The following is a 13,684-nucleotide window of genomic DNA, read 5'->3' as shown; positions in this document are numbered from 1 at the left end:
TCGCCAGTGGAATATCTGCAGCCAGCGTTTCACGGACCGGTTTGCCATTGTCCCAGGTTTCTGCCACAGCCAACATTTCCAGATTTTGTTCTAAGCGATCTGCAATTTTCAACAGAATATTGGAACGGGTGGTCGGCGATGACCGGTTCCATTGTTCTTTGGCTTTGTGCGCTGCATCTAAGGCCAATTCAATGTCTTCTACAGAAGAGCGCGGCACTTTGGTAAAGACTTTGCCATCTACCGGAGAGATATTGTCAAAGTATTCACCTTTGACCGGAGCGACCCATTCGCCGCCAATGAAATTATCGTATTGTGCTTTAAATTGAATTTTTGAACCGTCAGTATTGGGGTCTGCATAACGCATAATCTATTCCTTTATATGATTGTTAGTGGTGCAGGTCGAGCGCATGTTGCCGATCAAAAAATATAGGCGCTTCTGCATTCAGCTCTACTATAAAGAGGGAAAAAGACGGGCGGTTGTTTGTTTACAGGCTTGCTACAAAAGACAATATTTGGAGACAAGCAGTAGAAGAATAAAAGTTATAAATTTTCAAGCCTTAAATTTAAAAACAAGGGCTTATAGCATTTATAAAACATCGAAAGATTGGCATATTTTCAATGTGCTTGATTACATTCCAACCTAATAAGGATTCAAAAGAAGCCAAGCAGGAGAAATGAGGGTAAGTTTCATTTCTCCTTCCACGTTTATCTAAAGCCCTTTGTCATGCAGCCATTGAAACAGTTGCTGATAAACCTGCTCACGCACAGATTGCTCTGAAAGTACCAGATCATGTAAACCCTTCCGGATACTTTGAACCGTGACATCGCCTTTAATTTTTTTGGCATATTTCTGAATGTCTTTAATCCCTAAAATTACATCGCTGCTCTGTGCGGCTTTACCCCATTTTTTAGGATATAAAGTCTGATGCGAATGCATGATCAATACCGGAACATCGAGCTGAACACCGCGATGAATTTCTTTCTGTGCCTCATGAATGGCACGAATAAAACTGATCCGAACCATCGGATAGCGGGTCTTTTTCCAGTCCAGACTGAAGTCCCATTCGCCTTTTAAATCCTTATGCAGGCTGGTGGCATACCACTTGTTCAGCTCGCTTGGAAATTTAAGATTGGGAAAAATTTTGGCCAGTCTGCTCAGTTGCGGAATGCCAAGCGCACGTTTAATCGGATTCATATTGAAGTCATAAAATGGACTGTTGACCCAAAGTGCTTTAATTAAAGAATGCTGCGGATGATGTGCCGCATACAAGGTCGTGGTCAGGCCGCCGGTAGAATGACCACAGAGCAGGGCAGCATCGTGACCCTCGGCTGCTATAATGTCGAGGGCTTGGGTAATTTCTGCATTATATTCAGCAAGGTCATACACGTTATAATATTTTTGATGCGGCAGAATCGAACGTCCGTATTTTCTTAAATCCAGCGCATAAAAATCAAAACCATGCTGATTAAAGCGCTCTGCCATTTCGGTCTGAAAAAAATAATCGATAAAGCCGTGAATATATAAAACTGCTTTTTTTGTAGGTTGGGCTGCTTTTTTACGGATTAGGGTTGCTACGACTTTGCCCTCATAATCATCAGGAAAGTTTAAGGTCGCTTGCTCATAACCTGTCCCCAGAATATCGGGCTGATAAAGCGGTTGCAGTTCACTCATTTTTATACTCGTTCATCTTATTAAATTTATGCTTTATCCTTGATGAGCTGAGGTTTTTTGTCAAATAGATCTTACTGCCGATTTAAATTAAAAAATACGAATACGGGTTAATTTTAGAAACCGTCCAAAACCTAGGCTGAAAATGAGTGTTATCAGATTATAAAATCCTGCTACAAGTATTATAAATTTGCTAAATGACCTAACAGCTTAAAATCAGGCTAAGCTATATAAAATAAACAAAGTGATGTGACTATTTTGGCAGAACTGCCGAAGATTGATTAGATGAGTTAAATAATGCCCAGAGAAAATTTGAACAGTAAACGCCCTTTATATATTCCTTATGCTGGAAATACTCTGCTAGAACTCCCACTACTCAATAAAGGCTCTGCATTTTCTGAAGAAGAGCGTAGAAGCTTTAACTTGCATGGCTTGATTCCTCATGTCACCGAGACGATTGAGGAGCAAAGTCAGCGTTCTTATCAGCAGTATTGTGCTTTTAGCAGTGATATTAACAAGCATATTTATTTGCGGAATATTCAGGATACCAATGAGACCCTGTTTTACCATCTGATTGAAAATCACCTCAGTGAGATGATGCCGATTATCTATACCCCGACTGTGGGTGAGGCATGTCAGCGCTTTTCTGATATTTATCGCCGTCATCGTGGGATTTTTATTTCCTATCCTGACCGTGATCAGATCGATCAGATTATTCACAATATTAATAAAAAGAACGTGAAAGTGATTGTGATTACAGATGGTGAGCGCATTCTGGGTCTTGGAGATCAAGGCATTGGTGGTATGGGGATTCCCATTGGAAAACTGGCACTCTACACCGCATGTGGCGGGATCAGTCCGGCCTATACCTTACCGATTACTCTCGATGTCGGTACCAATAATCAGCAGTTGTTGAATGACCCGATTTATATGGGCTGGCGTGAACCGCGAATCAGCGGCGACGAATACTATGCCTTTGTCGAGACAGTGATTCAGGCGATTCAACAGCGCTGGCCAGATGCCTTAATTCAGTTTGAAGACTTTGCACAGAAAAATGCCATGCCTTTACTGGAAAAGTATCGTGATCGAATCTGCTGTTTCAATGATGATATTCAGGGAACAGCAGCAGTGTCTGTGGGCAGCCTGATTGCTGCTTCGCGTGCAGCAGGTAAACAGCTCAAAGATCAGGTGGTTACTTTTCTGGGTGCAGGTTCAGCCGGTTGCGGGATTGCAGAACAGATCATTAAGCAAATGGTTGCTGAGGGCTTGAGTGATGCTGAAGCACGTGCACGCGTGTTTATGGTCGACCGCTTTGGTCTGATCACGGAGAATCAGCCGAATTTACTAGATTTCCAGCGTAAACTGGCACAGCCGCTTGAAAATGTAGAAAGCTGGGCAGATGCAGAGAGCATGATTTCTCTGCTGGATGTGGTCAAACGTGCCAAGCCGACAGTATTGATTGGTGTATCTGGACAGCCAGGTCTATTCACTCAGGAAGTGATTGAAGCCATGGCTGAAAACAGTGTGCAACCGATTATTTTCCCTTTATCTAACCCGACTTCCCGCGTAGAAGCTGTTCCGGCAGATATCTTGCAATGGACCAATGGCAGAGCATTGATTGCAACGGGTAGCCCATTTGCACCAGTGAATTATCAGGGGCAGATTCATCATATTTCCCAATGCAATAACTCTTATATTTTTCCGGGTATCGGTCTGGGCGTAGTTGCTTCAGGTGCAAAACGTGTCACGGATAATATGCTGATGGCTTCGAGTAATGCCTTGGCGGACTGTTCTCCGAAACTGAAAGATCCTCAGGCAGATTTATTGCCGAATCTGGATTGTTTACAGTCAATTTCGAAGCAGATTGCATTAAAAGTAGCGCTTGCTGCGATTGAAGACGGAGTAGCACCGAAAATCAGTGTAGAAGAATTACAGCTAGCAATAGAGCATAATTTTTGGACACCGCAATACCGTGATTATCAGCGGATTACCTTTTAATTGTATTGAAGAGGAACTCTTTATCATGGCCAATTTTTTATGCTAACTAGAGTTCATCTGATGCGTTGGTGAAATATAAAAAGCCCTGATCTTTTGATGAGGGCTTTTTTATTGTCTTAGGAGTGTCATAGTCATATCTTAGTTATAAAATCAGAAAAGTACTTTAAGAATTTTTTATTGAATGAAATAAAAATGAAAGGATCATTTAAAAAATAACATTAGTATAAAAAAAGCCCCGATCTTTCGAACAGGGCTTTTTTAGAATCTGGAGCGGGAAAGGAGACTCGAACTCCCGACCCCAACCTTGGCAAGGTTATGCTCTACCAACTGAGCTATTCCCGCGGAGTCTATAAAGTTTTTTAAATGAAAAAACTAAATGAAAAAATTTTGAGCGGGAAAGGAGACTCGAACTCCCGACCCCAACCTTGGCAAGGTTATGCTCTACCAACTGAGCTATTCCCGCATGCCGTGTATAATACAGCATGCAAAAATGTGGTCAACACCTTTGTTAAAAATCTTGCATCAATTGCATAAAATAAAAGCAAAATGCTGTAGACCAGACAATAAATAACCAATATTTATATAGAAATCAATGAAACTTGGCCACAATCAACGGATTGCGCCTGAACAGATTACCGAAATATTCAGCAGAACAAGGTATACTGGGATTATATTTTTGAAGATTGGAGTCAGGCCATGAGCTTAGAACAACAACTGAAAGATCGTTTGGCGCAATTATCCCCAACCCATTTAGAAGTAGTGAATGAATCTTCGGGTCATGGCGGTTATTTTCCGGGAAAAGAGTCGCATTTTAAAACCGTGATTGTGAGTCAGGCTTTTGAGGGTTTACGTCCAGTGCAGCGTCATCAGAAAGTTTATGCTGCTGCGGGTGATTTGCTGTCAAAAGATAAGATTCATGCGCTGGCCATTCATGCATTTTTGCCTGAAGAATGGGCAGGTCAGGACACCACCAGTCCTGCTTGTGCACACGCACCTAAAAACTAAGAGGACATGATGGAAACCCAACTTTTAGTCAAGATTATTCATATGTCGGCAGCAGGATTAGCCATTGTCGCTATTCTTGCCCGTGCATTAACCTTGTTTGTCGGTACACAAGGGAATTTACCTAATCCGGTGGCACGTACAGCGCTAGTCGCTTTACAGCATTTAGCTATCACGGTGATTGCACTGACCGGCATTGTGTCGCTCGTCCTGAAAGACTTTGATGTACAGCCTTGGTTCTATGCCAAAGTCATTTTATTTTTGGTACTGGTGTCCTCGCTAGGCAAAGCCTATAAGAAAGATGATTCAATCTTGCTGTCGCAGCGTCGGGCTGGCTTGGTTATTGCTGTAGTTTCATTGGTGTCTATTCTGGCTTTGGTGATGATCAAGCCGAATTTTGGCTAAAAGCAAGCTGGCTGTGATGATCAGCACAGCCAGCCCATGCAAATAATTAAAAAATACAAATGTGGTAAAAGTAATTAAAAATGTGAGGAGGGGACATGCGTACACGTGTGGTATTTAATCAAAAGGGTGGGGTAGGCAAATCCAGTATTACTGTCAATCTGGCAGCAATCAGTGCACATCAGGGCTTAAAAACCTTATTGATTGACTTGGATCCGCAGGCCAACTCTAGCCAGTATGTGCTGGGCGATGATGCGACGTATTCTAGTGACAAGCCGGCACTCGAACCAAATATAGAAAACTATTTTGAAGATGTACTCGGTAATCAGCAAAGCAAGGGCCTACTCGGCAATGCGATTGGCTCGATTTTAAAAAGTCGTAGCAAAGGCTTGGAAAGTTATGTGCATCAATCCTCTTTTAAACATCTGGATGTCATTCCGGCTAGTCCAACGCTGGGTGCATTGGCCCATGCACTGGAGTCCAAGCACAAGATCTACAAGTTAAGAGATGCCTTGCAACAGCTATCGGGACATTATGATCGGGTGTTTATTGATACACCACCTGCGTTTAATTTCTTTACCCTTTCTGCACTCATTGCGGCAAACCGCGTGCTGATTCCATTTGACTGTGATGTATTTTCTAAACGTGCCTTACAGACCCTGATTGAAAATGTCATTGAAACCCAGGATGACCATAATGAAGGTCTGGAAATTGAAGGGATTGTGGTGAACCAGTTTCAGGCACAGGCCAAATTGCCGCGTGAAGTGGTACAGCAGCTCAAAGATGAAGGCTTACCGGTGCTTGACAGTATGTTGCCGCCGTCGATCTTGATGAAAGAATCTCATCAGAAAAATCAGCCTTTGATTCATTTGGCTACTGATCATAAATTGACTCAGGCCTATCAATCGTTGTTCAATGAGATAGAGCAGAATTAAGATCGAGTTAGCTATGAAACTTGTGAAAATAAGCCTGAGTATTGCTGCACTTGCATTACTGAGTGCCTGTGCAACGACGGTAAAACCGACTTATGTGTCGCCCACCCTCTATCAGACCTTGGGTTGCTCGCAACTACAAGGTGAATATAACCGTATTCAGCAGTATATCGACAATGGCGTTGAGCCACCGAAACGTACTGGCGTCGGTGTGGGCGTTGGTCTTGGCGGTGGCTGGGGCAGTCGCGGTGGTTGGGGTATTGGCCCGAGTGTTTCAGTTAATATGGGACAGTCATCTGATACCAAAAGAACTGAACTGGCACGGCTTTTAGGCGAGCAGGAAGCGATTGTACAGGCTGCGCGTTATAAGAACTGTCCGATCATCGTTCGGCAGGCGACGCCTAAATAAATCATTCAACATTAAACGGATAAATGCTGACTTCGGGTCGGCATTTTTTTATTGCTTTCACCAAGAATAGGGCGGTTTAAATTAAGATAAAACTCACAGGAAATTGACCAGAGTGTATATAAATCTGAAATTTATAAGCTTGTTATCCCACTCCCATATTGATTAAGCTACAGCCTTGGCCCGGAAAAGTTCATTGCGATGATTGAAAATTGGTTATTTGTTTTAGGACTTATTGCTGTGCTGATGGTTCCAGGGCCCGCCAATGCCTTGGTGGCCAGCTCTGCTCATCAGCAGGGGCAGGCCAAAACCAGTCTCTATCTTCCTGCCATTTTGCTCGGTTATTTTTATGCCATTAATGTCTGGGCCTTGTTGATTCATCTGGCGTCACCAATTTGGCCAAATTTTAAAGGCTTGGTCTATGTACTGAGTACCATCTGTGTGGGCTGGATGACCTTGCATTTATATAAGGCTCAGCAGTTAGAACGTTACAGCAAAAACCATCCGCAGATACGTCCCTGGCAAATGTTTACAACTACCCTAAAAAATCCTAAAGCAGCATTGTTGGCCTCCGGGATTTTACCGATGGAAACCTGGCAAAGCCCGACCAACTTCGTTCTGGTTTTTGCTGCCTTTAGCTTGAGTACCGTTCCGGTCGGGATTTTCTGGATGGTCTTTGGTCAGGCCATTTTGACCAGTCCATCTGAAAAAATAAAAGCCGGCCTCATTTATAAAGGCGCGGCTTTATTTGTCCTGCTTTGTCTGATCCCACTCCTAATCAAGCTCTGGGATTAAAAGCATAGGCTGTAAAAGAATCTTAATGTAAAAAGTTCTTAAGCTGTTTTACTTTTTTTGAGCTTTTGTTGAATAAAGCCAATCACACCTGGCAATACACTTAAAATAATGATGCCAAAAATTAGATAAGTGAAGTTGTCCTTAACGATCGGCATATTGCCAAACATATAGCCCAAAATGACAAATGAGCTAATCCAGGCGAATGCACCCACCACATTATAAGTCAGGAAATATTTGTAATTCATGCTGCCAGCACCGGCGACGAAGGGTGCGAAAGTACGGGCAAAAGGAACAAAACGCGCAAAAATAATGGTCTTACCACCATGTCTGGCAAAGAATTGCTGAGTCGCCAATAAGTGTTTTTTATTGATAAAGCGCGATTCGATCTCGAAAACCCGAGGACCAATATATTTACCAATATGATAATTCAGGGTGTCGCCCAGAACTGCTGCAACAAATAAAAGCGGAATCAGCACCCATGGATCCATCGCACCTGTAGAGGCTGCCAGTGCACCTGCTGCAAATAGCAAGCTGTCGCCAGGCAGGAACGGCATCACCACCAGACCTGTTTCTACAAAGATAATCAGGAAAAGAATGGCATAAATCCAGATCCCGTAATTGGTGATAAATTCAAGCAAGTGATCATCAACATGCAAGATAAAATCAATCAGTTCCATGAGCCCAGTACAAGCAAAAGTGTGGTCAAATCCTAACAGCCCGGGGCATGAAAGTCAGTACCAGAAAGTAAAATAATTAATGCTTCATCCATCTTCAATTGAGCAAAAATTTCTCTTACATATTATCTTCAGATTTTTATAAAAACAGGCTTAATTGGATTAAATCTTGAGCTTAAAAATATAAAAATGAAAGATCAAACAAGGCATCCGAAGGGATGCTTTGTTGTGCTAGAAATATAATGCAATCAACTAAATGCATACCTAATGCGAATTGTGTGCTTAATGCGCTGAAAAATGTTAGAATACGGCGCTTATCTTTCGTTTGCCTTTCATAGTTGTTCGTCATGACTACCAATACTCAAATTACTGAAGATCGTATCCTGATTCTGGATTTCGGTTCTCAATATAGTCAGCTCATCGCACGTCGTGTTCGTGAAGCTGGTGTATATTCTGAAATGTATGCCTATGATATGTCTGAAGAAGACATTCGTGCATTTAATCCAAACGGTATCATCTTGTCTGGTGGACCTGAGAGCGTTCACCTTGAAGGCAGCCCGCGTGCGCCGCAAGTGGTATTCGAACTTGGTGTGCCGGTATTGGGTATTTGTTATGGTCTGCAAACCATGTGCGAACAACTTGGCGGTAAAGTTGAGCCAGGTACTGTGCATGAGTTTGGCTATGCAGAAGTAGATATTGTTGTACGTGACAAGCTGATCGGTAATTTACAGGACCGTGAAAACCAGCTGCATGTCTGGATGAGCCATGGCGATAAAGTTGCCCGTATTCCAGAAGGCTTCCAAATCACTGCACAGACGCCAAGCTGTCCAATTGCGATGGTTTCTGACGAAACTCGCCGTTTCTATGGTATTCAGTTCCATCCTGAAGTGACACATACTTCTAAAGGTGCAGAATTACTGTCGAACTTCGTTCATCAAATTTGTGGCTGTCGCGGTCTGTGGACGCCAGAACACATTATTGATCTACGTGTAGAACAGCTTCGCCAACAGATTGGTGATGAAAAAGTATTACTAGGACTTTCTGGTGGTGTGGATTCATCTGTAGTGGCAGCGCTGTTGCATAAAGCGATCGGTGATCAGCTGACCTGTGTATTTGTAGACAATGGTCTGCTTCGTTTGAACGAAGGCGATCAAGTGATGCAAATGTTTGCTGACAACATGGGTATCCGCGTGATTCGTGCTGATGCTGAAGAGCGTTTCTTGACTGCGCTTGCAGGTGAAGTTGATCCTGAAGCAAAACGTAAAATTATTGGCCGTGAATTTATTGCTGTCTTCGCTGAAGAAGCACGTAAATTAGATGGCGTAAAATTCCTTGCACAAGGTACGATTTATCCGGACGTAATTGAATCTGCTGCAAGCAAGCAGGGTAAGGCGCATGTGATTAAATCACACCATAATGTGGGCGGCTTACCAGCAGACCTAGCATTTGAACTGGTTGAACCATTACGTGACTTGTTTAAAGATGAAGTACGTAAATTGGGTACGACTTTAGGCTTGCCACACAGCATGATCTATCGTCATCCATTCCCAGGCCCAGGTCTAGGTGTGCGTATCTTGGGTGAAGTGAAAAAAGAATATGCAGACATTTTACGTCTTGCAGATGACATCTTCATGCAAGAACTGCGTGCCAGCGGCTGGTATGACAAGACTGCTCAAGCATTTGCAGTATTCCAGCCAGTAAAATCGGTGGGTGTAGTCGGTGATGGCCGTCGTTATGCATGGGTGATTGCACTGCGTGCGGTAGAAACCGTGGACTTTATGACGGCTCGTTTCGCGCATCTTCCTTATGATTTAGTCGATAAGATCTCGACCCGTATCATGAATGAAATTGCTGAAGTTTCTCGTGTTGTGTATGACGTATCGTCTAAACCACCAGCAACAATTGAATGGGAGTAATTTAGGGGTTTCGGACAGCACTGCTGTCCGCCTAAATTACGCCAAGCGCTATGCGCGTGGCAGTATCTGGTTTATCAGATATAACCTAATAAAAAAGAGCGCTTCGGCGCTCTTTTTTTGATTTATACTGAATAAAAATAAACCTTTAAAAGCTAAAAAATGCCTTTACCTACTTATGATCAATTAATGCTGCCTTTAATGAAATTATTATCAGAATTAAATGAGCCAATAAAAATTTCGGATGCTGCGAATATCCTAGCTGAACGTTCCAATTTACACGAAGAGGATTTAAATAAAATTCTTCCGAGCGGGAAAAATATATTTAAAGATAGAGTGGCATGGGCAAAGACCTACTTAGTTAAGGCGGGCTTAGTTCAACAACCGAAGAGAGCATATTGTGAGATTAGTAGCTTGGGTAGACAGGTTGATTTAAAAAGTTTAGATGCTATAACAAATGAATATTTAGCACAGTTCAACGGATTTTCAGATTTTAAATTAGGAAAGAAAAATAAAGATGAGTTTGGGATCGGGAATCTACAAGTTATTGAAAGCCTAAATAGTTACCAAGAAACTCAGACTCCAGAAGAAACAATCCAGAACACAACGGAATTATTAAAATCTGATTTGAAAAGTGATTTGCTTCAGATGGTAAAAGATAAATCTCCTTCATTTTTTGAAAGACTGGTTGTCGATCTTCTGGTGGCAATGGGCTACGGCGGTTCACATCAAGATGCAGCTCAAGCGATTGGTAAAACCAACGATGGTGGAATTGATGGTGTAATTAGTGAAGATCGATTAGGGCTAGATAAAATTTACATCCAAGCGAAACGTTGGAAAGATACTGTTGGTCGTCCCGACATTCAACAGTTTAAAGGTGCTTTGGCCGATCAAGTTGCTAAGAAGGGTGTATTCATTACTACGTCAAGTTTCAGTAAAGAGGCCATTGAGTCGGCAAGAAAATCCGGTATTGTTTTAATTGATGGCGATAAGCTGACGTCTTTAATGATTGAATTTGGTTTAGGTGTACAAATAGAACGTAGTTTTCATATCTATAAAATCGACCAAGATCGTTTTGATGAAGATAATTTTTAACGGGTAATTTAAGCCGGTTTAACCTGCCAGTTTTGCAGCTCCCAGCTAAACTTTGCTCCAGATCTGGATCATAAGCTTCAACCCGATTCCGTCCATTGGCTTTAGCCTGATATAAGGCAATATAGGCCTGTTTAATCAGGGTCATTAAATCTGTTTCACAGCTTTCCAGAATGGCAGCACCAATCGAAATGCTAAAACTGAAACGATGCTGGCTGTCTAGATCGATCACAATATTTTCAATGTTATGCCTTAAACGCTCGGCAACTTTTAGCGCTTCATCCAGAGAGGTTTCGGGTAAAAATGCAATAAATTCTTCACCGCCATAGCGTGCCAAAATATCATGCTGTCGCATTTCACTGCGTGTGCTCAGGGCAATCGTCTGTAAGACCTGATCTCCGATATCATGACCATAACGATCATTAATCTGCTTAAAATGATCCACATCAAATACCAGTAAATTCATAGGTACCGGTTGATCAAAATTCTGTTGTACCAGTTGTTGCGCGAGATATTCAAAACAGCGACGGTTATTCAGGCCGGTGAGGGAATCGGTATGGGCCATATTTTCAAAGGCCTGCCGGTTATATTCATTCAGGGTATGCTGCAAGAATACCATGCATGATTTTAAGGTCGAGCTCCAGCTAATATATAGACTGAAGGTCAATACTGGTAGATAAATCAGGGAGAATAAAAACATCTGGTACAGGTCAGATCGAGTATTGAAATATACACCGATGTAAATCATCAAAGTAATCAGACTCGAAGTAATCAAAGACGGCCAGAACCGGATCTGCACACATAAATTGGCCAACACAATAAAAACCAAGGAGGCATATTGATAAATGAGGGTATAAGCACTTTCAGACTGATTTAGATTAAAAAACCAGATGGCACTTGCGCCAATAATTGAGGTAGGTAAGAGTAAATCAAACACAGGTAAATTGCGGTAAGAGTGATACATCCAGATCGTGATCAGTACGATCAGGATGGTATAGCTGATTTTGGTCAAAATGAGTAACTTGAGAATATCATTCAGCACCAGAATATCGGCGAGGGTATAAGAGGCATATGCCAGCTGTGCGAATAAATTGACCTGTAATAAGTATTTTAAAGTGAGTTTTTTCTGATGAGCATAGTAGGCCGGTTTTAGAGGTGCAGGAATACGAACAAGCGGATCTTGAAGAGCCTCCTGAATCAGGGTACGTGATTCTTTTTCGTTATCATGCGGCATGCAGCCTTCCCAAATTAAAATATATAAAAATGAATAAGATGAAATTTATATATAGTTGTATAAAAAATATTCTATTCTTTTGTTGGATATTTTAAAAGTGGAAGAATCAAATTTATTTTATAAAATGAAATCCCCGATTAACGCATTCTAAGAATGATCCTAGCTTATAGAACAGACTAATGATTCAGCTTTAATTCGCCGTTGGCTGAGCTGGTTGATTGCCTGGTTTAAATACATTCCAGGGGTTTTCTGTTGCTGGCTTGGGCTTATTTAGCATATCCGGATGATAGACCTCAATCCTATTTCGGCCAGACTTCTTGGCTTGATATAAAGCGATATCGGCCTGTTTGATCAGATCTTCCAGAGTCTGGGTATGGGATTCCAGTTCTGCTACACCGATCGAAATGGTGAACCGGATGGCATGATTGGGTTCGACATAAATATACTGCTTTTGAATTGCACAACGAATTCGTTCTGCAATCACCAAGCTGTCTTGCAGCTGAGTATCTTCCAAGAGGGCAATAAACTCTTCCCCACCAAAACGTGCCAGTACATCGCTATGCCGCATTTCTTTACGGGTCACCTCAGCAATCAGTTGTAGCACCCGATCACCGACATCATGCCCATAGCTATCATTAATATTTTTAAAATGATCCACATCAAACATCAACAGGCAGCTACTGGCATGTTTAGGCCATTGATGAATAGAGCGTTCAGCCATATCGACAAAATGGCGACGGTTGTAGAGCTGGGTCAAATCATCGGTATGGGCCAGATTCTTTAAGGTTTGATAGTTCCATTCATCAAGCAGGGAGCGCAAAAAAGAACGCCGCACATTTAGAATATTATTCCAGTTAATATAAATACTAAAAAACCACAGTGGACTAAAGACCACGCTAAAAATAAAGGCTTGAGAAGCACTCATGAACTGGGATACCCCAAGCATGATAAACAGGGCGATCAAGATGGAGCAATAGACCGCGACTTTAAACTGGGTCTGTATACAGAGATTGGCGATGAGAATAAAGATCGCAGAGGCGTAAATATAGGTGGCAACATGGGGACTGGTTGAAAGCGCGAGTAAGCCAATCCAGGCCGCTGCAGCCACAGTGGTGCCTATCGGCAAGATTCTGTCCAGAATCTGAATATTTTTATGTTTTTTAAACAGGTAATAACAGCAAAACATGGCGCCCAGAACCAGAACGACGCGCATCAGACCAGAAATAAAAAACATGTCTGGAATAATCAGGATATCGGCAAAGAAATACAGTAAAAAGGCAATTTGCGCCAGATAGTTAATTTGACGCAAGTTATGATGACTATGCGTATAGACATAATCATGAAAATACTGCTGAAACGGGGTAGGAATACGGGCATGAGGATCTGTTAGCGCCTGTTCAATCAGCTGACGGTTCTGCAGATCACATTCAGATAATTTCAGTGATTTATCGGTCGTCGAATTTTGAAAAGATACATTCGCCGTTGAATATATATTCTCATTCTGAGCAGACATGTCCTGGTCCAGTATTATTTTTATAGGTGCCTATTATGCCGTGTTTGAGTAAAA

At 42.0% G+C, this 13,684-nt stretch carries 12 protein-coding genes, 2 tRNA genes and 1 pseudogene; 8 read left to right on the top strand and 7 right to left on the bottom strand.

Annotated elements, in window-relative coordinates:
* On the bottom strand, window positions 1-364 hold a 364-nt coding region (locus tag NI466_RS13240; RefSeq protein ID WP_253173811.1), incomplete at its 3' end, for an aldehyde dehydrogenase family protein.
* Between the two features lie 345 nt (window positions 365-709).
* Complete coding sequence (locus NI466_RS13235) at window positions 710-1,672, bottom strand: alpha/beta hydrolase (RefSeq protein WP_086044317.1); 963 nt, start codon at window positions 1,670-1,672, stop codon at window positions 710-712.
* 294 nt (window positions 1,673-1,966) lie between these two features.
* Between NI466_RS13235 and NI466_RS13230 the strand changes: the two genes are divergently transcribed.
* The gene (locus NI466_RS13230) at window positions 1,967-3,667 is read left to right on the top strand and encodes an NAD-dependent malic enzyme (RefSeq protein ID WP_253173810.1); all 1,701 of its coding nucleotides are present in this window, start codon (window positions 1,967-1,969) and stop codon (window positions 3,665-3,667) included.
* 266 nt (window positions 3,668-3,933) lie between these two features.
* Here NI466_RS13230 and NI466_RS13225 read toward each other — a convergent pair.
* Together NI466_RS13225 and NI466_RS13220 are read right to left on the bottom strand one after the other, a co-directional pair.
* Window positions 3,934-4,009, bottom strand: a tRNA-Gly gene (locus NI466_RS13225).
* 48 nt (window positions 4,010-4,057) lie between these two features.
* A tRNA-Gly gene (locus tag NI466_RS13220) sits at window positions 4,058-4,130 on the bottom strand.
* 233 nt (window positions 4,131-4,363) lie between these two features.
* Between NI466_RS13220 and NI466_RS13215 the strand changes: the two genes are divergently transcribed.
* The 5 genes from NI466_RS13215 (at window position 4,364) to NI466_RS13195 (ending at window position 7,204) form a co-directional block, all read left to right on the top strand.
* Window positions 4,364-4,672 carry a BolA family protein gene (locus NI466_RS13215; protein WP_005108382.1) on the top strand — a complete coding sequence of 103 codons (309 nt, stop codon included), beginning with the start codon at window positions 4,364-4,366 and terminating at the stop codon, window positions 4,670-4,672.
* Window positions 4,673-4,681: 9 nt separating this feature from the next.
* The gene (locus tag NI466_RS13210) at window positions 4,682-5,074 is read left to right on the top strand and encodes a SirB2 family protein (protein ID WP_005108384.1); all 393 of its coding nucleotides are present in this window, start codon (window positions 4,682-4,684) and stop codon (window positions 5,072-5,074) included.
* 95 nt (window positions 5,075-5,169) lie between these two features.
* A complete protein-coding gene (locus NI466_RS13205) occupies window positions 5,170-6,006 on the top strand; it encodes a ParA family protein (protein ID WP_004280959.1) in 837 nt (278 codons plus the stop codon).
* A gap of 13 nt (window positions 6,007-6,019) precedes the next feature.
* The gene (locus tag NI466_RS13200; RefSeq protein ID WP_086044325.1) at window positions 6,020-6,412 is read left to right on the top strand and encodes a hypothetical protein; all 393 of its coding nucleotides are present in this window, start codon (window positions 6,020-6,022) and stop codon (window positions 6,410-6,412) included.
* Between the two features lie 198 nt (window positions 6,413-6,610).
* Window positions 6,611-7,204 (top strand): threonine transporter RhtB, encoded by a 594-nt coding sequence (locus NI466_RS13195; RefSeq protein WP_174894084.1) that lies wholly within the window; start codon window positions 6,611-6,613, stop codon window positions 7,202-7,204.
* A 38-nt stretch (window positions 7,205-7,242) separates the two neighbouring features.
* On the opposite strand, the gene NI466_RS13190 is transcribed toward NI466_RS13195, so the two are convergent.
* Window positions 7,243-7,881: a DedA family protein gene (locus NI466_RS13190; RefSeq protein ID WP_004644839.1), complete on the bottom strand. Its 639-nt coding sequence runs from the start codon at window positions 7,879-7,881 to the stop codon at window positions 7,243-7,245.
* A gap of 344 nt (window positions 7,882-8,225) precedes the next feature.
* Here NI466_RS13190 and guaA point away from each other — a divergent pair, with 344 nt between their 5' ends.
* Together guaA and NI466_RS13180 are read left to right on the top strand one after the other, a co-directional pair.
* A complete protein-coding gene (guaA, locus tag NI466_RS13185) occupies window positions 8,226-9,794 on the top strand; it encodes a glutamine-hydrolyzing GMP synthase (RefSeq protein ID WP_005245345.1) in 1,569 nt (522 codons plus the stop codon).
* Between the two features lie 159 nt (window positions 9,795-9,953).
* Window positions 9,954-10,886 carry a restriction endonuclease gene (locus tag NI466_RS13180; protein ID WP_004280964.1) on the top strand — a complete coding sequence of 311 codons (933 nt, stop codon included), beginning with the start codon at window positions 9,954-9,956 and terminating at the stop codon, window positions 10,884-10,886.
* 133 nt (window positions 10,887-11,019) lie between these two features.
* Here NI466_RS13180 and NI466_RS16070 read toward each other — a convergent pair.
* Both NI466_RS16070 and NI466_RS13170 read right to left on the bottom strand, forming a co-directional pair.
* Window positions 11,020-11,448 (bottom strand): annotated as a pseudogene (locus NI466_RS16070) (GGDEF domain-containing protein); the annotation flags it as partial.
* An 859-nt stretch (window positions 11,449-12,307) separates the two neighbouring features.
* Window positions 12,308-13,630, bottom strand: a complete 1,323-nt coding sequence (locus tag NI466_RS13170) for a GGDEF domain-containing protein (protein ID WP_253173809.1) — start codon at window positions 13,628-13,630, stop codon at window positions 12,308-12,310.
* Window positions 13,631-13,684: the final 54 nt, after the last annotated feature.

Origin of the sequence: Acinetobacter lwoffii (assembly GCF_024129595.1) — a bacterium.
Classification (GTDB): domain Bacteria; phylum Pseudomonadota; class Gammaproteobacteria; order Pseudomonadales; family Moraxellaceae; genus Acinetobacter; species Acinetobacter lwoffii_O.
Note: the sequence above shows the minus strand (reverse complement) of the source record. Positions and strands in the feature narration are given on the sequence as shown.

Bases quoted from the DNA above. Each gene is read 5' to 3' on its own strand.
- NI466_RS13215 (WP_005108382.1), top strand. From the start codon at position 4,364: ATGAGCTTAGAACAACAACTGAAAGATCGTTTGGCGCAATTATCCCCA.
- NI466_RS13170 (WP_253173809.1), bottom strand. From the start codon at position 13,630: ATGTCTGCTCAGAATGAGAATATATATTCAACGGCGAATGTATCTTTT.
- NI466_RS13230 (WP_253173810.1), top strand. From the start codon at position 1,967: ATGCCCAGAGAAAATTTGAACAGTAAACGCCCTTTATATATTCCTTAT.
- NI466_RS13190 (WP_004644839.1), bottom strand. From the start codon at position 7,881: ATGGAACTGATTGATTTTATCTTGCATGTTGATGATCACTTGCTTGAA.
- NI466_RS13180 (WP_004280964.1), top strand. From the start codon at position 9,954: ATGCCTTTACCTACTTATGATCAATTAATGCTGCCTTTAATGAAATTA.
- NI466_RS13235 (WP_086044317.1), bottom strand. From the start codon at position 1,672: ATGAGTGAACTGCAACCGCTTTATCAGCCCGATATTCTGGGGACAGGT.
- NI466_RS13195 (WP_174894084.1), top strand. From the start codon at position 6,611: ATGATTGAAAATTGGTTATTTGTTTTAGGACTTATTGCTGTGCTGATG.
- guaA (WP_005245345.1), top strand. From the start codon at position 8,226: ATGACTACCAATACTCAAATTACTGAAGATCGTATCCTGATTCTGGAT.
- NI466_RS13210 (WP_005108384.1), top strand. From the start codon at position 4,682: ATGGAAACCCAACTTTTAGTCAAGATTATTCATATGTCGGCAGCAGGA.
- NI466_RS13205 (WP_004280959.1), top strand. From the start codon at position 5,170: ATGCGTACACGTGTGGTATTTAATCAAAAGGGTGGGGTAGGCAAATCC.
- NI466_RS13200 (WP_086044325.1), top strand. From the start codon at position 6,020: ATGAAACTTGTGAAAATAAGCCTGAGTATTGCTGCACTTGCATTACTG.